The organism is Bifidobacterium minimum, from assembly GCF_000741645.1.
In the GTDB taxonomy this organism is placed as follows: domain Bacteria; phylum Actinomycetota; class Actinomycetes; order Actinomycetales; family Bifidobacteriaceae; genus Bifidobacterium; species Bifidobacterium minimum.
The window spans coordinates 27848-49858 of sequence record NZ_JGZD01000014.1 but is presented as its reverse complement, the minus strand read 5'-3'; the positions used below and the strand labels follow the sequence as shown (position 1 = coordinate 49858).

The window sequence follows — 22011 nt, the reverse complement described above, 5'->3', positions numbered from 1 at the left end:
GGACATGTCCGCACCGACACCGGCGTCAACGCCGATGACCGCGGCCCACACGGCCCTTGACATGGCCGCGGCTTCGGTGACCACGGCATCGGATCCGTCCACTCCTGCGGCATCGGTGGCCACACCATCGACGACCACGGCATCGACGGCCACACCATCGACCCCGCCCACGGACACGGCGGTCCGAATCGCCCGAGAACCGCTCCGCACCCGTGACGTGATTCTCATCGGCGTGTACGCGGCCGTGTATCTGGTGCTGATCAGCATCCCCGCGGCGCCGGCGCACCTCATTCCCGCGCTGATGCCCTTCATGGGTCTGGGATGCGGGGTCTTCGGATCAATCGTCTACCTTCTGGCGGTGACCAGACCAAATCACGCCGATTCGGGACGGCGACCATCATGGGCGTTCTGCTGGCCCTGCTTATGGGAGTCATCCATGGCAACTACTTCACCGTCATCACCGCCCAGCGCCATTCTGGCGGCATGGATTCTTTCCACGATGCGGGTCAACGAGCTGACCACGGCCATGCGACGCATGCACGTCCCCGATTCCGTGACGATCGCTGCGGCCGTGATGCTGAGATTCCTTCCCAGCGCCGCCTCGCGCAAATCGGCGGTCGGGGATGCCATCCGCATGCGCCTGCGCGGGACGAGGACCTGCGCGGAGGGGACGCGGCACAACGAAGGGACGCGGAACAAACCAGTAATGATGCGGCGCGGAACGCGGGGAATGGCTCGCGCACTCGACTACCGGGTCGTCCCCCTGCTGTCCGGCACCATCGCGGCCGCCGATGACCTCGCGCAATCCGCGCTTACCCGCGGACTGGTTCTGGGCCGGGAACGGACGAGCATAGCGCGCATCGGATTCCGGGCGCGCGACCGCATGGTCCTCGCGGCCTGTCTGACGGTTCTCGCGCTCTGGGCGCTTGCCGCCGCGGGGCTTGTGCCATGACCGGCATGACGACCGTCCCCGGGTCGCTGATCCTCGACCACGTGTCGTTCCGCTACGCACGCACGGGCGAGGATTCCGGGCTCGACGCCACGCCGAATCCCGAGGATCCCATCGAGGATCCCATGGACATCACGGACCTCTGCCTCCATGTGCGTCCGGGCGAAACCGTGCTGCTGTGCGGCGAATCGGGATGCGGGAAGACGACCGTGACGCGACTCGCCAACGGACTCATCCCCCACTATCATCCGGGCCGTCTCACGGGCGGGGTGATCGTCGACGGGATCGATGTGCCCCGCACGACGATCGACGCCCTCGCGGGGCATGTCGGTTCGGTGTTCAGCAATCCGCACACCCGCTTCTTCGCCACGCGCGTCGATGACGAGCTGGCCTTCCCCTGCGAGAACATGGCCATCGCGCCAGACGAGATCCTTCGCCGGATGGATGGCACCATGAGGGATTTCGCGATCGCCGAACTGGCCGACCGCAACATCGACCATCTCAGCGGCGGCCAGCAGCAGCGGGTGGCCTGCGCGAGCGCATCCATGACCGATCCCGCCATCCTCGTGCTCGACGAGCCCACGTCGAATCTGGACGTTCCCTCCATCGCCAGACTCCGGCGATCACTGCTCACCTGGCGGCGGCAGGGACGGACCATCCTCATCGCCGAGCACCGGCTGGCATGGCTGGCGGGGATCGTCGACAGGGCGGTCGTGCTCCACAGGGGACGAGTCCACCGCGAGATGAGCGGCGAGGAGCTGCGCGCGCTGGGCCCGGAGGAACGGCATGCCCTGGGTCTGCGCGCGACGTCTATCCGAAAGACATCGGACGCCCGCGCGGAACTGCCCGCACATGCGGAACGGCCGTCATGTGCGGAGGAACCATCATGGACCGTGTCAGGAGTCCGCCGCCGTTACCGCGGAGACACCCGCCCGGCCCTCGATATCCCCGAGCTGCGCATTCCCGATTCCCGCACGACCATCATCGTCGGAGACAACGGAGCGGGGAAGAGCACCTTCCTGCGATGGATGCAGGGGTTGGATCGGCATGCGTCCGGCACTCTGACGAGTCCTGCGGGCGACACCCTATCCAGACGCGAGAGACTCCGCCGATGCTTCACGGTGATGCAGGACGTCACGCAGGAGCTCTTCACGCCACGCGTGATCGAGGAGGTCGCCGCATCCCAGCCGACGGAGGACCCCGATGAGGCGATGAGGATCCTCGCGGATCTCGATCTCTCCGACCTCGCCGACCGCCATCCCCTGTCGCTGTCCGGCGGGCAGCGCCAACGTGTCACCGTGGCCGCCGCCATCGCCTCCAACCGTCCCATCATCATGTTCGATGAGCCGTCCAGCGGTCTGGACCACCGGCATATGCTTCAGGTGGCCGATCAGCTGCGGCTGTTGGCCTCACGCGGTCGGACGGTTATCGTCGTCACGCATGATCCCGACCTCGCGTCCCTCGCCCGCGACAATATGGTCGAACTGGACGCGGGACGAATCGGCGGATAGATAGAAGACGCTGGAACGGGAGGACGGGACCGTGGAACAAGAAGACGAGACGGTGGAGCAAGAGGATGAGACGATGGAACGGGAGGACGGAATGAACGCAACGAGAGCAGTCGGCTCCGCAGGCGCGGCGAATTCGGAGGCACCGCACACTTCGGTGACGGCTGTGACGACGGTGACAACGGCCGGCGGTGACGGAAGCGGACCGGTCGGCATGGTCGACGCCGCCTCCATAGTCGGACCGTCCTTCCTGAGAGATTCGGACGGACTGACCATCGTCACGATCACCGCGAGCCATGACGCGGAAATCGCGCGGATCATCCGAGCCAACCTCGTGTCCTTCCATCTTGACATTCCGGGAACCGCGTATTTCGACCCCGAGCTTGACCATCTCAGCGCGTTCTACGGGAGCCGGGCGGACCGCCGGTACTTCGTCGTCACGGATCATTCCGGCCGGCCGCTCGGCGGCGCAGGCCTCGCCGAAGTCGCCGGCACAACGGACACCGCCGAGCTCCAGAAGCTCTATCTCAGCGATGACGCCAAAGGACACCGCATGGGATACGCCCTCATCGAACGCATCGAAGCATTCGCGTCCGCCCATGGCTATCGGCAACTCTATGTGGAGACCCATCATCGCATGGCCGCGGCCAACCATATATATCTCCGCAGCGGGTTCCACCGGCTCGCCGGGCCCTTGGCCGGCAGCGTGCACGGAGGCGCGATGGACCGCTTCTATATGAAGGACGTCATGATGTCGTGAAGGACGCCATGAGCTGGCCTTGTTCTCAAGCCATCGGGCGGCGGCGCGATAGTCGTCCGCCAACCGGGAGACGACCGCCGCGCTCGCGAACGAGCCCCCGTCCAGCTCCCTTCGAATATCGGCACGCGACTGGCTGAAACGCGCGGACATCAGATGCAGCTCCTCGATGACGCTGAAGACGATCTCCCTTCCGCGCGCGAGGATCTCGCGGTTCTCATCGGATGAGGGGAACGGGGGATCATCAAGCAGAAGCGCGATGGTGAGATGCGGGAACTCCTGGAGCGCCGCTGACCAGACGGTCTTCTCGACGACCCGCGGCTCCTCCACGTACGAGGGGATGAGAACCGTTATCGACTCCTCGTCCTCCTTGTCGGCGAAATGCTCGTCAAGAAGGGCCCTCGGCACACGATGGTGGATGCGGAAGCGCATAAGGGCTCCCTTGCGCGTCACCAGATAGATCAGTGCGCTGAGACTGAGCAGCGTCACTATGGTGAGGTAAAGGACGGTCTCGACGGTCGTGCGGAAGGTCGGATGGGCATTCTCGACCAGCTGCGACAGAACCGTCGAGATCATGTAGATGGCCCACGCCACCACGGTGACGACGATCGCCGCATAGTTCACCGCGATGTCGGCGGCCGTGGGCCTGTCATGGATAATCGACAACGGGGTCGCGCTACGTTCCGCCCCCCCACTGTCGGCGTGGCGACGGCGGCACATCCTCACGGTTTACGGTCATCATCCCCCCTCCGTCGACTCACGGCAAAGCCCGAAGACCCTCCACCGTCCGTGCGACCGACCGAGCGGGCGGTCCGTGGATGGATGCCCGTCACGGCGGAACCACGAACGCTCCCCCGCTCCGGAACCATGCCATGCCCACTACACATCATGACTGAAACACCATGCTGAACTCCGCGTTTACTCTTTTCGCCATACTAATCAAAACCCTCGAACTCCGACAGCCGGACGCACAACGATGGACACCGCCGAATCTCCCCGATGAGAAGGCTCACATGATCGGCCGCAAATCCAATCCATCGAGCGGATCCATGCGAATCCGTCGGCCATGGGACGAGCCGCCGAACGCGTCGGCCGCCGACGACCTCCTAATGCCGACGGGCGAGCATGGTGAGGCGCGTCACGAAGTCGGTGACGAACCGCGTGGAATCCACACCCACCGCGACATCGGTCGCGACTTCCGCGTTACGCAGCAGCGCGGGATCGGCTATGGTGCGGCCGCGGAAGGGTCCGTCAAGGTCGACCTGCATGTTCAGCCCCATGGTGGTCACAAGCGTCGGGTCGATGGCCACGGCGACGGCGAGCGGGTCGTGCAGCCCGCATCCGCCAAGATACGGTTGGCTGCGCTCGTAGGCCCCGATGTAATAGTCGACCATATCCGCAAGGAAACGACCCGACGCCGTTCCCAGACCACGCCACGTTCGGGTGGCCGAGCGCGTGAGAACCGTGCGGTGCGTCACGTCAAGCCCGACCATCGTCGTGTGGACGCCGCTGCGGAACAGCATGTCGGCCGACTCCGGATCCTGCGAGATGTTGGCCTCCACACACGGATTGACGTTGCCTGGAACCGTCAGCGCGCCGCCCATGAAGGTGATCGACCCCACGCCCGACATGGCCTCGGGATCCTGTGCGCAGACATGGGCGATGGTCGTCAGCGCGCCCGTGGGGACGATCAGCAGGTCACGGCCGTATTCCCTGGCGGCGCCGATGATGAACTCCCCCGCGGATTCGGATTGCGGGACGCGCGGGGAGTCGGGGATGTCGGCGCCACCGAGCCCATCGTCGCCGTGGATGGCGCGGGATCCCGGGGACGGGCCGAACGAATCGGCGTTGGCCGGATGGTCGAGGCCCGCATACACGGGGATGTCGGGGCGTCCGAAGAGGTTGAGCACGGCAAGCGAGTTGCGCATGCCGCGCTCGACGGTGACGTTGCCATAGGTGCCGGTGACGGCGATGAGGTCGACCTCCGGGCTGGCGAGCGCATACGCGATGGCGAGCGCATCGTCGATGCCGGTGTCGAGGTCGAGGATGAGCTTTCGCGGAGCCTTCGAGCAGGCGGAAGGGGTTTCGGGTGGCCGGGCCTCCGAGGAGGGCCGGGCTTCGTCCGCGGTAATCGGATTCGTGATGGTGTCCTCGCTCATGGCATCCACGGTAGACGCACGGTCTGTCCGCGGAGCACTCTTCGCGCCGAGCGGATCCGCCATCGTCATCCGTGGACTGCGCTCCCCTGCGGACCCGCACACGGCGCGCCGACGCACAACCGATATTGCCGGCAATGATGTCAAAGTGATATCATTTTGATGTCACACGACGTGGCGTCTTGCCACGACCGGATAAACACAGACAACACCGATAAACACAGACAACACCGACAAACACCGAGACGAAGGACCAATCATGACATCATCAACGGCATCGTCGCCGAGCAGACCCGGAACGACGGCCACAATCACGCCCACTGCACCCGTGCACACGGCACCGACCGCAGAAAAGACCGGAACCGCGCATAACGGCTGGACCGCGCTGGTGCTGGTGCTTATCGGATGGGTGCTGTCCATCGCCCTCATCGTGGTCGGAGCGCTGACCATGGCCAACACCGCATCGGGAAGCTCCGGGTTCGCGATCGGCGTGGGCGTCATGGTCGTCGGCATCGTCGGAGTCGTCGCGATAATCATCCCCTCCGCGGGGTTCTTCACGCTGCAGCCCAACGAGGCGCGCGTGCTGGTGCTGTTCGGCGAGTACCGCGGCACCATCAAGTCCACGGGATTCTACTGGGCCAATCCCTTCTACTCCGGAACCCTGTCGGAGGGCGACGAGGACCTGTCGACCGCCTTGAAGAAGGCATCCGGCGACGACAAAAGCGACGATTCCGCACCGTCCGTCCCGGCGGTGAAATCCAAGGTGTCGCTCAGGGCCCGCACCCTCAACGGTCCCAAGCTCAAGGTCAACGACAAGAACGGCAATCCCATCGAGATCGCCACCGTCGTCGTCTGGCATGTGGTCGACACCGCGAAGGCCGTGTTCGACGTGGACCACTACGAGCAGTACGTCAGCACCCAGTCCGAGACCGCGCTGCGCCACGTCGCCAGCCTCTACGCCTACGATCACAACAGCGAGTCGGAGGCCGAGGCCGCGGGACAGATCACCCTGCGCTCCAACATCATCGAGGTGTCCGAGGCGCTGAAGACCGAGCTGGCCGTGCGTCTGGCACCCGCCGGCATCGACATCGACGACGCGCGCCTGACCCATCTGGCCTACGCTCCGGAGATCGCGCAGGTGATGCTGCGCCGCCAGCAGGCCGAGGCCATCATCGCCGCCCGCACCAAAATCGTCCAGGGGGCGGTCTCGATGGTGGACATGGCGCTGAAGGAGCTCGACCGTGACGGCATCGTGGATCTCGACGAGGAACGCAAGGCGTCCATGGTCTCGAACCTCATGGTCGTCCTGTGCGGAGACAGCGACGCCCAGCCGGTCATCAACGCCGGCACGCTGTATAGCTGATCGAAACGACCCAGCCATGTCCTCGAAGAAACAGTATCCACTCAGAGTCGACCCCGAGCTATGGAGCGCTGTCGAGCAATGGGCCAGCGACGAGCTGCGCAGCGTGAACGGACAGATGGAGTTCATCATCCGGGACGCGCTGCGCAGAGCGGGTCGGCTTCCCCGGGACATCGGACCCAGCCGCACCAACGGACGCCGGGCCCATGACGATGCATCGGCCGCAACGGACACCCGCGGCACGAACAACGGCGGCGCGAACACCGCCAGCCGCTGACCCTGATCCGGATGATGGACGCGGCACGACCGCCATCCGTGGGCGCATCCGCTACCGTGCGCACTGCCGTGGGCGCGGACGCATCCGCTCTCATGTCCACTGGACGAACGCACGACCCCATTCCCATCCCCCATGCCTCTACGATGAACCCGCATCGTCGCGAACCGGCATGGGGACGATCGACATGGGAGACGGATCGACGCGAAGCCACATCCCCTCGCCGCCACGCCGGTTACCACGCGGGCGAAACGAACCGGATCCGGAGAAGGGGATTGTTAATGCAGAAGGTCAAGGGTGCCGCCGATTGGCTCACCAAATGGTTCACGCTCATCGTCATCGTCTGGGCGGCCATCAACTATTTCGTCCCGAGCCTGAGCCTGTGGGGCAAAAGCTCCACGGGATACATGCTCAGCATCGTTCTGTTCGGCATGGGTCTGACCCTGTCACTGGACGATTTCGCGCGGATATTCAAGCAGCCGCTGATGGTTATCGTCGGCACGATCGCGCATTACGTGATCATGCCGCTGATCGCCGTCCTCCTGTGCTGGATATTCCAGCTTGACGGCCCGCTGGCCGTGGGCGTGATCCTCGTCGGATGCTGCCCGTCGGGAACCTCGTCGAACGTGATGAGCTTCCTGTCGCGGGGCGACGTCGCACTCGACGTGTCCATCGGCATCCTCTCCACCCTTCTCGCCCCCGTGATGATCCCTCTGCTGATGCAGCTGCTCGCCGCACAGTACGTGGACATCCCCTGGCAGTCGCTGTTCATCACCGCGTTGAAGGTCGTTCTCGTCCCCGTGGTTCTGGGCGTGGCCTGCCACATGATCTTCAAGGAGAAAATCGCCAAGGTCACCGTCGTGCTGCCCATCGTGTCGCAGGTGGCGATCCTGCTCATCATCGGCGTGGTCGTCGCGGTCAACAACGCCAAGCTCTTCAGCCCCGAGACGCTGCTCGCCATCCCCGTCGTGATCCTCCACAACCTTTCCGGATACGCTCTGGGATACGGGTTCTCGAAGCTTATGTACAGGCTGTACCCCAAGGGCTTCCGCTACTCCCAGCAGAAGGCCATCACCTTCGAGGTGGGGATGCAGGACTCTGGGCTCGGCGCCACTCTGGCCCTCACCTCGTTCGCGGCGACGCCGATCGCCGCCATCCCGTCCACGTTCTTCAGCGTGTGGCACAACATCTCGGGATCGGTGCTGTCGGCCTGGTGGCGTCGGCATGACGACAAATACGGCATCCCCGCCGACGCGGAGAACGGACGTGCGGTGAAGGCCGCCGCGCCCACCACCGTCTGAGAGGAATCACCCGGAAACCGTCCCGGGCATGGGCTCGTCATCACCAGACCCGCATGAGGCCCGCCATCAACAGGCCCGCATGCCTTTCAGCGTCCGACTCTCCCGTTCGTATCAAGCCACCGAAGGATGGCGCCCTCGCGAAGGGCCCACGGACAGATCTGGAGGCGATCCACATCGAAGGCCTTCATGACCTCATCCGCCACGATGGCCCCACCGACGATCTGCAGTGTCCTTTCGGGCGTGATTCCGGGAAGAAGGGTCCTCTGATCGGGGGCGATGGCCGCGATGCGGGGAATCCAGTCCTCCAGGGCCGCGCGATCGAGAATCATGGCACGCCCGGGCCCTTCCTTGTTCGCCGCCGAATCGGTGAGACGGGCCAGAGACCGGAGGGTCTTGGACGTACCCGCCACAAGGTCGGGAACCGTCGATGCCGGGAAGGACTCGATGCGAGGAAGAAGAGCCTCGCGCACCTTGTCGTGGACCTTCCGCAGCTGCCCCGGCGTGGACACCTCGTCCGGAAGCCATTTCTTGGTCACGCGGCCGGCGCCGACCGGAACGCTGAAGGCGGACTCGGGGCGCTCGTCCGCTCCGACCGCGACCTCAAGCGATCCTCCCCCGATGTCCGGGACGAGGAGTCTTCCCGCATCTCATCCATACCAGCGTCTGGCGGCCAGAAAGGTCAGCCGGGCCTCGTCGTCCCCCGACAGAACGGTGACCGGCTGCCCGATGCTTTTTTCGATTGCGCGGAGAATCTTGCCTCCGTTGGAGGCCTCTCGGATCGCGGAGGTCGCCATCGCCAGAAGCCGATCGATGCCGCGTCGGCGAGCCAGCGCCATTCCCTTGTCAACGCCATCGAGGATGGCCTTGACGCCTCTTTTGCCGATCGAGCCGTCGTCCTTGAGATACTGCATGAGACGAACGGTCGATTTCGTCTCCTCCAACGGATTGGGCCGGGAACCCGGATCGGCGTCGACCACGAGCATATGGATGGTGTTCGAGCCGATGTCCAGAACCCCAAGGGTCGTCGTTTGAGCCTCATTGCTAGTCACATGCGGCGACTCTAGTATAAGGCGCCGCCGGCACCTCCCATGACGTCCCGTCGCGTGGGTTCCTGACCTATTCCACGTTGACCTATTCCACGTTGACCTATTCCATGGTTGCACTATTCCACGGAGGATGGGATTCGGACCGTGGCCCTTCCATCGGAAGCGGAAGGCACCCATCCCCCGACGATCCGCGCATGCAGGGCATCCAGCGTGCACGTACGCATGGCCCTGCCCAGCTCGCACTCCCAGACGACGAAGACGCGCCAGCCATCCCGTTCCAGCCCGGCGATCTGCCGCGCGTCACGCTCGCGGTTGCGGATGAGCTTCGCCGTCCAGAAATCGACGTTCGACTTGGGAATGACGCATTTCGGGCAACCCTCATGCATATGCCAGAAGCAGCCGTTGACGAAGACGATCGCGCGCCATCTAGGCAGCACGACGTCCGGATGCCCGGGATATCGGCGGTCGTTCTTGCGGAATCGCAAACCACGCGAGAACAGATAGCGGCGGACCATCACCTCGATGGAGGTGTCCTTGCCTCGGATATGAGACATCGTGTAGCTGCGCGTCCCGCGCCGGAAGCGTTCGACGCGTGCGCCCGCGCTGACACGCGACGTCGCCGTATGTGACGCCGCCGTATGTGACGCCGCCGTATGCGACGCCGCCGTATGCGATTCCCCCGCATGCGACGCCTTGGCCTTCGTCGCGGATGCCGCGCCGTCTTTCCCGCTGGACACAAATCCCCATTATCGCACCCCGGTCCGGGATCGCGCCCTGCCAGCGATCACGCCCTGCCATCCATCACACCCCGGCCAGCGATCTCTCCCGCATGAACCCGCCGAAACCTGTTCTGGTCAATGACGGCGCGCCTTTCCGCCGCATCCCGAGTGGCGGCACACCCTGTTAGTGTCATCATGACATTAAGTCCTATGCTCGGTCTTCGATACGTCGGACGGACCCGTCGCGACAGCGCCGAGCATCCGGAGGGGAGGCAAGGGATGAGACCATCGGCAAATGTCTCCGAACGATCGCAGGAGCCGCCGGACGTGGGCGTCTCCGTCGTCATCCTCGCGCTCGACGGCACGAACCGCGCCGACGCCAGACCCACGCTGCGCATCCCTCTGGTCCGCCGCATCCGCCAGCCCTTCCTCGGCGACTGGGCGCTTCCGGGATCCCGGCTCAGACAGGGGATATCGCTGGAGGCCGCCGCCTCGGACGCACTGCTGTCAACCACGGGACTCGATGCCCGCTACCTCGAGCAGCTCTACACCTTCGGCGATCCCGGGCGATCCTCGAGCGGACTGCCCATGGTGTCCATCGCCTACTGGGCCCTCATCGACGCCGACGAGGCGCAGGGAGTGCACGAGGCCCGGAACGTCCAGTGGTTCCCGCTGAACGCCCTGCCGTCCATCGCCTTCGACCATCGCCGGATCATCGACTACGCGCTCGACCGCATCAGAACCAAAATCGGCTACACCGACATCGCCGCCCGTCTCGTGGGCGAGACCTTCACTCTCAGCCAGCTGCGACGCGTGTACGAGGCGATCCTCGACCGCACCCTCGATCCGCCGAACTTCCGACGGAGCATCCTCGCCTCCGGCATGATCAAACCCACCGGCGAGGTGCTGGCCCGTGGACGGCACCGTCCGGCCGCGCTGTACCGCTACGCGGCGCCCGGAGCGCCGCTGTCATCGCCCAGCAAACGGCACGACGGACGACGGCATGACGAACGGCACGCGTGACGGCCGCCCACGCACAGCCCCGCAACCCACACAGCCCCGCAACCCACCAAAGCATCACAATCCACCAAGGAGAGCACATGCCATCAATCACCGCGATAATCGAACGTCTGGGCGCCACACGGACCTGCGACGCGAACCTCACCTCGGACCCATGGAGCATGCCATCCGCGGCGTCGCAGTACGGTCCGGGAGCATCCGCACGGGACGGAGCCACACCCACGGCACCACGACGATCCTCCATTCCCATGCAATCCCCTATTCACGTGCAACCCCCCATTCCCGACAGGTACACGAACGCCTCCGCCGACGATCTGCGATCGGCAATCATCGAGGCCCGGCATCGTCTGGGCGACCGCGTGCTTGTTCTCGGGCACTTCTACCAGCGTGACGAGATCATCGAGCACGCGGACTTCGTCGGCGACTCGTTCCAGCTGGCCCGCAACGCCGCCGACCGCCCCGACGTCGACCACATCGTCTTCTGCGGAGTGCATTTCATGGCCGAGACCGCCGACATCCTCTCCACGCCGGACCAGACCGTGACTCTGCCCAATATGGCCGCCGGCTGCTCAATGGCCGACATGGCGAGCATCGATCAGGTGGAGCACTGCTGGAACCGGCTCACCGGCATATGCGGAACCGAACCCGACGCGGACGGACTCCGGCAGATAATCCCCGTGACGTACATGAACTCCTCGGCCGCCATCAAGGCCTTCTGCGGGCGGCATGGCGGCATCGTCTGCACCAGCTCCAACGCGCGTTCCGTACTGGAATGGTCGTATCGGCGCGGGCGTCGGGTGCTGTTCCTGCCCGATCAGCATCTGGGGCGCAACACCGCGTTGGCCATGGGGATCCCACCGGAGCGCATGGCCATGTGGAATCCGATGCGCCCCGACGGCGGCGCCGACGAACGCTCGTATGCCGCGGCGTCGATCATCCTCTGGAAGGGCTTCTGTTCGGTGCATCAGCGATTCACCGTCGAGCAGATCGAAAGGGCGCGGCGCGCGTATCCCGGCGTGCGCGTGGTCGTCCATCCGGAATGCCCAAAGGAGGTCGTGGAAGCAGCCGACGGAGTGGGATCGACGGCGTACATCGTCCACGAGATCGAGCGCGCTCCCGCGGGATCGGCCATAGCGGTGGGGACGGAAATCAACCTCGTCAATCGTCTGGCGGCGCAGCACCCCGACAAAACGGTGTTCTGCCTCGATCCGGTGGTCTGCCCCTGCTCGACGATGTACCGCATCCATCCCGCCTATCTGGCCTGGGCGCTGGACGGTCTGGTCGCGGGGACGGTGGTCAACCGCATCACCGTGGACCCGGACATCGCCCATGACGCGAAGACGTCCCTCACCCGGATGCTGGAGGTGCATCCGTGAACGCGCAGGCACCTTGCCGGGAACCCGGGGAGAGCACGCCGGAAGTCCCGTCTCGCCATCGGTCCGGCGACGCGCCCATCATCGTGGTGGGGTCGGGGATCGCCGGTCTGAGCGCGGCTCTTGCGGCGGCGAAAGGCGACTCCCGCCATGGAATCGCCCCGACGGACGTTCTGGTCCTCACCTCCGGACGGTTGGAGGAATCGAACACCCTCCACGCCCAGGGAGGCATAGCCGCCGCGATATTCCCCGACGATTCGCCCGCTCTCCACGCCCGGGACACCATCGCCGCGGGCGATGGGCTATGCGATCCGCGAACCGTGGACATCCTGACCCGCGAGGGTGCCGTCCGCGTGCGGGAGCTTCTCGGGCATGGCGTGCGCTTCGACAGGGACTCCTCCGGACGCCCCCGCCGAGGTCTTGAGGCGGCCCACAGCCGTCCGCGGGTTCTCCACGCCGGTGGGGACGCGACGGGACGGATCGTGGAGCTGGACGTCTGCCGCATGATACGCGACCAACCTCGCATCGACGTCCTGGAGAACATGGTCGTGAGGGACGTCATCGTGCGTGACGGCATGGTCGCCGGCGTACGCCTATGGGATCGCGCCGCCGGGAGCATGCGTGACGTCGCCGGCTCGCGCGTGATACTGGCCACGGGCGGAGCCGGGCGGATGTTCCCCTTCACGACGAACCCTCCGCTGGCCACCGGCACCGGCGTGGCGATCGGGCTGCGGGCCGGAGCACAGGTCATGGATCTCGAGTTCTACCAGTTCCACCCCACGGCCCTGGCGATGGGCGAGCATTTCCTCATCTCCGAGGCGGTGCGCGGGGAGGGAGCCTACCTCGTGGACGAGCACGGCGAACGGTACATGCCGGCAGTCGACCCGCGAGCCGAGCTTGCTCCCCGGGATGTGGTCGCCCGCGAGAACTACCGCCGCATCATGGCGCAGAACGGGCGTCCGGTCTTCCTCGACGCCGCGGGGATCGCCGCGAAACAGGGTCTGGGACGTGACCGGCGGGTGCTGGCCGCGTTCCTGGCTGACCGTTTCCCCACCATCGACAGATATCTTCGCGACCAGGGCATCGAGTGGAGCGTCGAGCCCGTACCCATCACCCCCGCCGCGCATTACTGGATGGGGGGACTGCGTACCGACGCGCACGCCCGAACCAGCGTTCCCGGACTGTATGCGGCCGGGGAATGCGCACGGACGGGGGTGCATGGAGCCAACCGGCTGGCGTCGAACTCACTGCTGGAGGGATTGGTGTTCGGACATCGCGCGGGTCTGGCAGCGGCGGACGACCCGGCCGACCGGGGGTGGAATGACGCCCGCGACGATGATGCATACGGACGCGTTCTCGGCCACGACAACGACGGCATCGGGGTGGAGACGATCGACGATCCGACGCATGCGGCACAAGTGACACAAGTGGCCCCATCCACGACGCCGGGAGGAGCGACGGCCATACACGCGGATCCCGCCGAATCCCTCCGCAATCTGATGTGGACCGGGGTCGGCGTGCTTCGCGACGCCGATGGTCTGGGGTCGGCGCGTGAGGGGTTGCGGCGTCTGGCCGGCACCGCACCGTCCGACGGCACCACGCCGGCCGACACCACCATGCCAACCGGCGACACCACGCCGGCCGAGACCACCATGCCAACCGGCGACATCACACTGCCCGACACCGCACTGGCCGCCTACGCCTGCGCCACCGCGGCCCTGGCGCGAACCGAATCACGCGGCGCGCACGCCCGAACCGACCACCCCCGCACCGATCCCCTCCAGGCCCGATCTCGGGCCTATGTTCTGCAAGGAGCGCCACGATGACGCCACTGATAGTCGAGGACACCATACGCCGAGCCCTCATCGAGGATTGCCCGACCCGCGACATCACCAGCGAGACGACGATACCCGAGGACATGAGATCGCGGGCTATCCTCCGATCCCGCGAAGACGGCATCCTCAGCGGAATCGACGTGGCGCGCGAGGCCTTCCTCCTCACCGACCCATCCATCCGGCTGACGCCGGCCATTCGAGACGGAGCCGGCATCCATCCCCGTGACGTCATCGCCACGATCGAGGGTCCCGCGCGGGGGATTCTCCGGGCCGAACGGGTGGCGCTCAACTTTCTGCAGCGCATGAGCGGAATCGCGACGCTGACCCGTCGCTTCGTCGACGCCGCCAACGGCGCTCCGGGCTCGCATGCGCGCATCGCCGACACCCGCAAAACCATGCCCGGACTGCGTCCCTTCGACCGGTACGCCGTGCGCTGCGGAGGGGGCCATAACCACCGATACGGCCTGTCCGACGCGGTCCTCGTCAAGGACAACCATCTGGCCGCGATGCGCGAGGCGGGACTGGACCTGTCGGAGGCGCTGCGGCACATACGCTCCCGGATCGGCCACACCACGCACATCGAGGTGGAGATCGACGGTCTGGACCAACTGCCGATGGCGCTGGAGGGAGGGGCGGACACCGTCATGTTCGACAACTTCGGCATCGAGGACATCCGCCGCGGCGTGGATATGGTCGCGGGTCGGGCGATCGTCGAGGCGTCCGGGACGATGACGCTGGACCGCGTGGCGGCGGTGGCCTCCTGCGGCGTCGACGTCATATCGGTGGGAGCGTTGACGCATTCGGTGTCCGCGATCGACGTGGGATTGGACTGGCGATGATCGCTCCGACACCGACGTCAGGAACGGCAGGGACGACGGGAACAACGGCGACAGAGAAGATGCCGGCAGCGAAGACGCCGGCGGAGGAGACGCCGACAGAGAAGACAGCGGCGGCATCGGCGGAAGCGGGAACGTCGGCGGCGGGAACGAATGCCTCCCGGAATCACCCCCCGGCGCGGCTGTACGGAGACCATGCGGCTGGTTCCCCCGTGCGCGCCGACGCCATCGACGCCATGCTGCCGTTCATGACGGAGGCCTTCGGGAATCCCTCAAGCGTGCACAGCCACGGCATGATGGCACGACGGGCCCTGGACGCGGCGCGCTCCTCGCTCGCGGTGAATCTCGGCGCCGACCCCGACGAGGTCGTGTTCACCTCGGGCGGCACCGAATCGAACAATCTCGCGATCAAGGGCATCGCGCTGGCCGCGACGGCGACAGGGGATTCGACCCCGCAACGGCCGCGACGCGTTCTCGTCAGTGCATGCGACCATCCGGCCGTGAGGGAATCGGCTCGCTGGCTGTCACGGTGGTTCGGCTTCGAGGTGCTCACGATACCCGTCGACCCCCAGGCGCATATCGATCTGACGGCACTGAGTGGAATGGCCGCCTCCGGCGCGTGTCTGGCATGCCTGCCATGGGCGAACTCCGAGGTGGGAACGATCGAACCCGTGGCGGAGGCGATTCGAATCTGCCATACGGCCGGCATCCCCGTCCATATCGACGCGGTGCAGGCGGCGGGAACGATTCCCGTGGATTTTCATGCGGTCGAGGCCGACTCCCTGAGCATCTCGGGCCATAAGTTCGGCGCCCCGCGCTCCACGGGCGCATGGCTGGTGCAACGCGGCCTCCCCGTGGAGCCGCTGCTCTCAGGCGGCGGCCAGGAGAATGGCCTGCGACCGGGAACGGAGAACGTCGCCGGATGCGTGGCTCTGGCGGTCGCTCTGGACGACGCGACGACGGAGATGCGCAGCATCAACCCGCTCCTCGCCACCGCCCGCGATTCGCTGGTCGACGCCGTTCTGGCATCCATTCCCCGGGCCCGCCTCACCGGGGATCCTCTCCATCGCCTTCCGGGGCACGCGTCCTTCGTGATTCCCGGCATCGAGGCGGAGACGCTGCTGGTCGATCTGGACGTGCGTGGCGTCGAATGCTCATCGGGAACCGCCTGCGCGGTCGGGCACCATGACATACCGCCGACGCTGCTCGCAATGGGCATATCACGGGACGACGCGCGGGGAGCGCTGCGGCTGAGCTTCCGCAGGCCTCCGCAGAGCCGCGACATCGCGCTCATCGCGCGCTGCCTGGCAGAGTCCTGTGCGGGCCTCGGACTATGAGGTCTCGGGCTACCGTAGCTCGGCTCTCGGCACGTCCAGGAATGTCACGCCATCGGCGCATCACACGACAGCAGTCCGCACGGCGGCACGTGACCCGGCAACGCCTGGCCCGCGACCATGACCGCGAGCGCCGTCACACCCCACGATCTGCAGGCTCGCTCTTCAATGGGTCAGGCGACGAGCCACCCAGTCCCCCAGCCACTGAATAATCTGCACGATGACGATAAGCACCACAACGATGGCGATGAGCACACCCGTTTCATAACGGTTGTAGCCGAACTGGATGGCCATGTCCCCGATTCCTCCGGCTCCGATTGTTCCCACCATCGCGGAGGAACCGATCAGGGAGATGATGGTGAGGACGACTCCGCGGACGAACGATGGACGAGCCTGAACGAAAACCGCACCCGTAAGAACCTGCCATGTGCCTGCCCCCGTGGACAGACATGCTTCCACGAGATCCTGATCGACCTCGGAGAATGCGCTTTCGGAGATTCTCGCGAAGAACGGTATGGCCGACACCGACAGTGCGATCGCTCCGCCGGTCGGCGTGTAGGGATCCCCGATCATGATCTGGACAACCGGGATGAGCACGACGAGGAGAATCAGGAACGGCAGAGACCGGATGGCGTTGACGATCACTCCGACCACCGAGTTCAGCGCGGGATTCGGCCGGAACAGGCGATTGCCCGTCAGATAGAGGACAAGCCCCAATCCCGTCCCCGCGACGACGCCGATCAGAGTGGAGATACCGACCATATAGGCCGTGTCGATCAGCGCCTTCGGCAGATACTCCCGAAGGATGTCCGTGGTGCTCATGATTCGTCCTCCTCTGTCGACGCGACGTCGTCCATCCCCTCACCGGCACGTCCACCATTACCGGCACGTCCTCCTCTGTCGATATCGCCCATATCGCCGACCCTCGCCAGATCCCCACGATCCAGCTCGCGATATCCGAGCACATGGGCACGCAGCTCATCCAAGGCGGCAGTGAGCGAATTCCCCGGACCGTCGACGACCACGATGAGGATGCCGATGGCATGGGATCCAAAGTATTCAACGCGAGCGTGGAGCACGTTGATCGAGACGTCGAATCGTCGCGCCACCTCGCTGATAAGCGGCTCGAGCGCACCCTCACCACGATATCGAAGCTCCACCACGGTCCCTTCCGGCAGGGACGGCACGAGCTGTGGAGGGATGCTGATCCCCAGATACCGGTTGACCAACGCCTGAGTCGTGGGATGTGCCGGCTGGCTGAACACGTCGAAGGTGTCGCCCTGCTCGACGATCACGCCATGCTCCATAACCGCGACGTGATCGAAGATGCGCTTGGCGACGTCCAGCTGATGGGTGATGAACACAATGGTGATGCCGAGGGTCCTGTTGATCCGCTTCAGCAGCCCGAGGATCTCCTCGGTGGTCTCCAGATCCAACGCGCTGGTGGCCTCGTCGCACAGAAGTATCTCGGGGTCATTGGCCAGCGCCCGGGCGATGGCGACGCGCTGCTTCTGTCCACCGGACAATCCGGACGGATAGCTGTCGAATTTCTCATCCAGCCCGACAAGCCGCAGAAGATCGTGCGTGCGGCGGCTCCAATCCTTGCGGTCCCGTCCCCCCGCTTTGAGGGCGAACTGGATGTTGCGCGCCACGGTGAGGTTCCCGACCAGATTGAAACCCTGAAACACGAATCCGATCCTGCGACGCAGTGCCCGCAGCCCGGCTCCGCGAACATCCGTGACGTCCTCGCCGTCGATAAGCACACGCCCGGAGGTGGGACGCTCCAGAAGGTTGATCGTGCGCACCAGCGTGCTTTTGCCCGCACCCGAGAATCCGACGATGCCGAAAACCTCGCCCTTGCGCACGCTCAGCGAGACCCCGCGGACCGCGTCCACGACCGTGCCACGTTCATGGAACGAGACACGCACATCCCGCAGCTCGATCACATCCGCCATTCTCCGCCCCTTCCCGTCATCGATCCCATCAGCATGCACACGGCCGGATCACCACGTGGTGGGTTTGCCGAAGTCGGCGAACTTGCTGTCGGCGATGGCGTCCTTGAACTTCTGGCTGACGAGGAGCTTCTTCACGGTGCGGGCGAAATCCGTGTCCGCGTCGGACGTCCGGACCGCGACGACGTTGATGACGCCTTCGGACTGCTTCTCCATCGCCAACGCCTTGGCCGGCTTGAGATTCGCCGCCCATGCGAAGTTTCCGGGGACGAGACTCACGTCGACGGTGTCCAGGGACCGGGACAGCTGCGCGGCGTCGAGCGTCTTGAGCTTGAGGTTCTTCGGGTTGGTGGCGATGTCGTCGACCGTGGCCTTGGTCTCATCGACGTCCCCCTTGAGCGTGATCAGACCGTTCTGCTCGAGCACCCCAAGGGAACGTGCCAGATTGCTGGCATCGCTGGCGATGGAGACCGTGGCTCCGTCCGGAATCTGCGACAACGCGGTGTACTTGTTCGAATACAAGCCCAATCCCAATGTCGGCACCTGCCCCAGCGAGGTGATCTTCAGATTGTTGTCGGAGGCGAACTTCTTCAGATAGTTGATGTGCTGGAAGAGGTTGGCCTGAATGCTTCCCGCGGAGAGCGCCTTGTTGGGCTGCACGTAGTCGTTGAACAGCTTGGTGGTCAGAACATAGCCGTCCTCTTTGAGAAGAGGGGCCAGAACGTCGGTGACCATATCACCGTACGGGCCGGGGCATACGCCGACGACGACCTTCGTGGTGCCGGTCCCCGAGCTTTTGAGGGTGTCATCGGACGCCGTGCTTGACCCGCAGGCCGCAAGCCCCGCAACGACCGAAGACGCGGCCGCCAGCGTCGCAACGATCCTGACGATTTTTTTCCGTGCAATGCCCATAATCCTGTTCTCCTTGCTCTCTCTCCTCATAACGCCGGAAGACCACGGGACCCATTCGGCCACCATCGGGATGACGTCGCGCTCCGAAGTCGTTCCCATGCGTTCGCCGTCAGATTAGGGGACTTGGAGCGACCACACGCGCCGTGGGGTATCGGCATTGGTTATGACATCTTCAAACACCGTGAAACCGCGACAAGGCGTTGCACGCCCGCACGAATGGTGCCCGACGATTACCGGTCGTCAGCGGACGTCTACCGACGGTCAGCGGAGGTGTCCGTTCTTCCGGCAAATTCCGGATGATGTATCGAGAAGGCAAGCTCCGCGAGATGCAGCTCCTGCGTGGCGAACTCGTGCAGCCTGCACACATAGCCGTTCTCACGGCCGATGCGCGCGATGTACCCGTTGATGTAGTCCACCTCGGTGGGACGTCCTTTGGTGAGATCCTGATACATCGAGGGATAGTGAAGGGGATGAGCGACACCCGCGGTATGGCAGATCGTATCCACTTCGGACTCGCGCGTTCCCAGCAGGGTGATCCCGGCCTTCTCGGCCGCCGTATAGGCCTCGTCGACCAACTGCTCGGTCATCCACCGCGCGCCCGGATGCCGCATGAACTCGCCGAAACGGATCTGATACATCGTGCACAGGGTGTTGAGCACCGAGTTGAACACGATTTTCGCCATGCACATCCCCATGAAATCGTCGACGATCGTGGGGTTCAGCGTGGCAGCGGTGAAATCGTCGAAAATGGCGCGTTCCACGTCACTCACGCCAACGCGGGAATCGTATGCGCACATATTCATGGCCTTGGCGTGCGCCCCACCCGTGAAGTTCACATCCCCCGGTCCGTTCACCTCCGCTCCGATGAGCGCCGTTCCCCCATATATGTGATCGGTTGGAAAATACCGCGCCATTTTCTCGAAGTGCCCATAGCCGTTCATCGCGGAAAAGACGGATTGGTGACCTTTGAACAGATGGGCGCATCTGGCGAGAACGTCATCCAATTGCATCTGCTTGAGGAAGACGATCCACACATCGGGGTCGCCGTCGTACTCCTCGGGATAGAAAACGTTTATCGGAACCAGATGACGGTCCTCATCATCCTGGGAGACGTAGACCCCTCCCTGCTCCCTGATCCTCTCGACATTGGGCTTCCACGTGTCTATGAAATCCACGGTCCTCCCAGCCTCCTGCTGGAGAAGAACACCGTATTGCGTACCCATTCCACCGGCTCCGATAACCGCGTATCTCATATCCTCTGACCTTTCTCTCAACTATCCGACAATTGGATTCACGAACTCGTTCCCGATGCCACCGCCACATCCGATGCACCGCCGCATCACCAGGCTTCGCCACGCGCGGCGGCGATTCTCTCCGAGGCTTTGGCGAGCACTGCACTGGGAACGAGAAGGCTCAATCTCACGTGTCCCGCGCCCGTCGGCCCGAAATCCGATCCGGGGATGACGGCGACCTGAGCCTTGTGCAGCAGCCAATCGGAGAATTCGGCGTCCGACCATCCATCCGGCGCCCTCATCCATGCGAACAGGCCTCCGCGGGCGGTTTCCAGATGGAGTCCTGCAGCCGACAGACCGTCCCGGAGCGTCTCATAGCGGTGCCTGTACCGCCTGGCCAGCACACGCACGGTCGACTGGTCGCTGTTCAGGCCAGCGGCACCGGCATCCTGGACCGTGGTGGTGACCAGAAGACTTGTCTGACGGTGGACGGTCTTGATGGCTTTCATAACCGTGGGCTCCCCCGCGACGAATCCGCCTCGCCATCCCGCCACCATGTACATCTTCGACAGGGAGCACAGCTCGACCGCCACGTCCTCGCTTCCCGGGACGCTCAGAAGGCTCAGGGGCGGCGTCTCATCGAATCCGATGCCGGCGTAGGCGAAGTCGTTGACGACGACAAGATGATGACGATGGGCGATGCGCACCGCAGTGGCGAACAGTTCCCGGGTCGCCGCTGCTCCTGTGGGATTGTTCGGATAGTTGAGAATGAGCAGCTTCGCCTCATCCCACACCGCGGCGGGCACCGCGTCGAGGTCGGGGAGGAAGTCGTGGTCCGCGTCCGTGGGCACGACGTGGATGCGTCCTCCCGCCACCGCCGTCGATCCCTCATACTGCGGATAGTAGGGGCCGACCAGCACGACGAGGTCGCCATCGTCGATCAGGGCCTCGATGGTGACGCTGATGCCGACGGACGCCCCGCTGACGGCGAGAATCTGTGTCGCCGGATCGAGCCGGACGCCATGCTCGCGCCCGTACCATCCCGCCACGGCGTCAAGGAACGCAGGCTTGCCATCGAAGGCCGGATACCGGAAATTGGCGGGGTCGCGCGTGGCCCCGACGGCCGCATCGACCATGAATCTCGGCGGCTCGCCATCGGGATTGCCCTTGCTCAGATCGATGACGTCAAGACCTCCGGCGATCGCGGCGGCCACCCGAGCATCCGCCGCGGCGAAGGGATTCGGCGGAATACGGCCGACCCGCGCCGCGATCAGCGGGGCCGTGGCAGATCCGTCGTCGCCTCCGGAAGCGCGACCATCCCCATCATCCACGCCATCCGAAACGTATACGCTCCGCCCTCGTCCCGATCCGCCCTCAGCCATCATCGCTTCCTCCGTTCACGGTTATGCTAGGGAGTTCCCGCACGGCGACTCCCCGAGAACATATA

At 64.9% G+C, this 22011-nt stretch carries 19 protein-coding genes and 1 pseudogene; 12 read left to right on the top strand and 8 right to left on the bottom strand.

Going from position 1 to position 22011, the window contains the following annotated elements; translation table 11 throughout:
- Positions 1-4 precede the first annotated feature (4 nt).
- From BMIN_RS08130 to BMIN_RS07680, 4 genes are all read left to right on the top strand, one after another.
- Positions 5-952 (top strand): MptD family putative ECF transporter S component, encoded by a 948-nt coding sequence (locus tag BMIN_RS08130; RefSeq protein WP_162138767.1) that lies wholly within the window; start codon positions 5-7, stop codon positions 950-952.
- Between the two features lie 5 nt (positions 953-957).
- Positions 958-2460 carry an ABC transporter ATP-binding protein gene (locus BMIN_RS07690; protein ID WP_162138768.1) on the top strand — a complete coding sequence of 501 codons (1503 nt, stop codon included), beginning with the start codon at positions 958-960 and terminating at the stop codon, positions 2458-2460.
- 73 nt (positions 2461-2533) lie between these two features.
- The gene (locus BMIN_RS07685; RefSeq protein WP_022861632.1) at positions 2534-3217 is read left to right on the top strand and encodes a GNAT family N-acetyltransferase; all 684 of its coding nucleotides are present in this window, start codon (positions 2534-2536) and stop codon (positions 3215-3217) included.
- A gap of 166 nt (positions 3218-3383) precedes the next feature.
- Positions 3384-3674, top strand: coding sequence for a hypothetical protein (locus BMIN_RS07680; protein ID WP_022861633.1), 291 nt, complete (start codon positions 3384-3386; stop codon positions 3672-3674).
- Positions 3675-4320: 646 nt separating this feature from the next.
- Here BMIN_RS07680 and BMIN_RS07675 read toward each other — a convergent pair.
- The gene (locus tag BMIN_RS07675) at positions 4321-5373 is read right to left on the bottom strand and encodes a nucleoside hydrolase (RefSeq protein ID WP_022861634.1); all 1053 of its coding nucleotides are present in this window, start codon (positions 5371-5373) and stop codon (positions 4321-4323) included.
- Positions 5374-5629: 256 nt separating this feature from the next.
- Between BMIN_RS07675 and BMIN_RS07670 the strand changes: the two genes are divergently transcribed.
- From BMIN_RS07670 to BMIN_RS07660, 3 genes are all read left to right on the top strand, one after another.
- Entirely contained in the window at positions 5630-6733 is a 1104-nt protein-coding gene (locus tag BMIN_RS07670) for an SPFH domain-containing protein (protein WP_022861635.1), read from the top strand.
- A 16-nt stretch (positions 6734-6749) separates the two neighbouring features.
- Complete coding sequence (locus BMIN_RS07665; RefSeq protein ID WP_022861636.1) at positions 6750-7007, top strand: type II toxin-antitoxin system antitoxin; 258 nt, start codon at positions 6750-6752, stop codon at positions 7005-7007.
- A gap of 278 nt (positions 7008-7285) precedes the next feature.
- Positions 7286-8305, top strand: a complete 1020-nt coding sequence (locus tag BMIN_RS07660) for a bile acid:sodium symporter family protein (RefSeq protein WP_022861637.1) — start codon at positions 7286-7288, stop codon at positions 8303-8305.
- A gap of 86 nt (positions 8306-8391) precedes the next feature.
- Here BMIN_RS07660 and BMIN_RS08420 read toward each other — a convergent pair.
- Positions 8392-9354 (bottom strand): annotated as a pseudogene (locus BMIN_RS08420) (Ppx/GppA family phosphatase).
- Between the two features lie 113 nt (positions 9355-9467).
- A complete protein-coding gene (locus BMIN_RS07645; protein ID WP_051126442.1) occupies positions 9468-9905 on the bottom strand; it encodes a very short patch repair endonuclease in 438 nt (145 codons plus the stop codon).
- Positions 9906-10349: 444 nt separating this feature from the next.
- Between BMIN_RS07645 and BMIN_RS07640 the strand changes: the two genes are divergently transcribed.
- The 5 genes from BMIN_RS07640 to BMIN_RS07620 all read left to right on the top strand — a co-directional run bounded on the left by BMIN_RS07640 (position 10350) and on the right by BMIN_RS07620 (position 16471).
- Positions 10350-11093, top strand: a complete 744-nt coding sequence (locus tag BMIN_RS07640; protein WP_026647592.1) for an NUDIX hydrolase — start codon at positions 10350-10352, stop codon at positions 11091-11093.
- A gap of 77 nt (positions 11094-11170) precedes the next feature.
- On the top strand, positions 11171-12466 hold the full coding sequence (gene nadA, locus BMIN_RS07635) for a quinolinate synthase NadA (RefSeq protein WP_022861640.1): 1296 nt from the start codon (positions 11171-11173) through the stop codon (positions 12464-12466).
- An 83-nt stretch (positions 12467-12549) separates the two neighbouring features.
- A complete protein-coding gene (locus BMIN_RS07630; RefSeq protein WP_420796724.1) occupies positions 12550-14289 on the top strand; it encodes an L-aspartate oxidase in 1740 nt (579 codons plus the stop codon).
- On the top strand, positions 14286-15137 hold the full coding sequence (nadC, locus tag BMIN_RS07625) for a carboxylating nicotinate-nucleotide diphosphorylase (protein ID WP_022861642.1): 852 nt from the start codon (positions 14286-14288) through the stop codon (positions 15135-15137). The genes BMIN_RS07630 and nadC overlap by 4 nt, the downstream gene beginning before the upstream one ends.
- Complete coding sequence (locus tag BMIN_RS07620) at positions 15134-16471, top strand: cysteine desulfurase family protein (RefSeq protein ID WP_022861643.1); 1338 nt, start codon at positions 15134-15136, stop codon at positions 16469-16471. The genes nadC and BMIN_RS07620 overlap by 4 nt, the downstream gene beginning before the upstream one ends.
- 162 nt (positions 16472-16633) lie before the next feature.
- On the opposite strand, the gene BMIN_RS07615 is transcribed toward BMIN_RS07620, so the two are convergent.
- The 5 genes from BMIN_RS07615 to BMIN_RS07595 all read right to left on the bottom strand — a co-directional run bounded on the left by BMIN_RS07615 (position 16634) and on the right by BMIN_RS07595 (position 21949).
- Positions 16634-17293: a methionine ABC transporter permease gene (locus BMIN_RS07615; RefSeq protein WP_026647594.1), complete on the bottom strand. Its 660-nt coding sequence runs from the start codon at positions 17291-17293 to the stop codon at positions 16634-16636.
- A complete protein-coding gene (locus BMIN_RS07610) occupies positions 17287-18423 on the bottom strand; it encodes a methionine ABC transporter ATP-binding protein (RefSeq protein ID WP_081648063.1) in 1137 nt (378 codons plus the stop codon). The genes BMIN_RS07615 and BMIN_RS07610 overlap by 7 nt, the downstream gene beginning before the upstream one ends.
- A 48-nt stretch (positions 18424-18471) precedes the next feature.
- Positions 18472-19332 carry a MetQ/NlpA family ABC transporter substrate-binding protein gene (locus BMIN_RS07605; RefSeq protein ID WP_022861645.1) on the bottom strand — a complete coding sequence of 287 codons (861 nt, stop codon included), beginning with the start codon at positions 19330-19332 and terminating at the stop codon, positions 18472-18474.
- A gap of 251 nt (positions 19333-19583) precedes the next feature.
- Positions 19584-20585: a ketopantoate reductase family protein gene (locus BMIN_RS07600; RefSeq protein ID WP_022861646.1), complete on the bottom strand. Its 1002-nt coding sequence runs from the start codon at positions 20583-20585 to the stop codon at positions 19584-19586.
- 86 nt (positions 20586-20671) lie between these two features.
- The gene (locus tag BMIN_RS07595) at positions 20672-21949 is read right to left on the bottom strand and encodes a pyridoxal phosphate-dependent aminotransferase (RefSeq protein ID WP_022861647.1); all 1278 of its coding nucleotides are present in this window, start codon (positions 21947-21949) and stop codon (positions 20672-20674) included.
- Between the last annotated feature and the right edge of the window lie 62 nt (positions 21950-22011).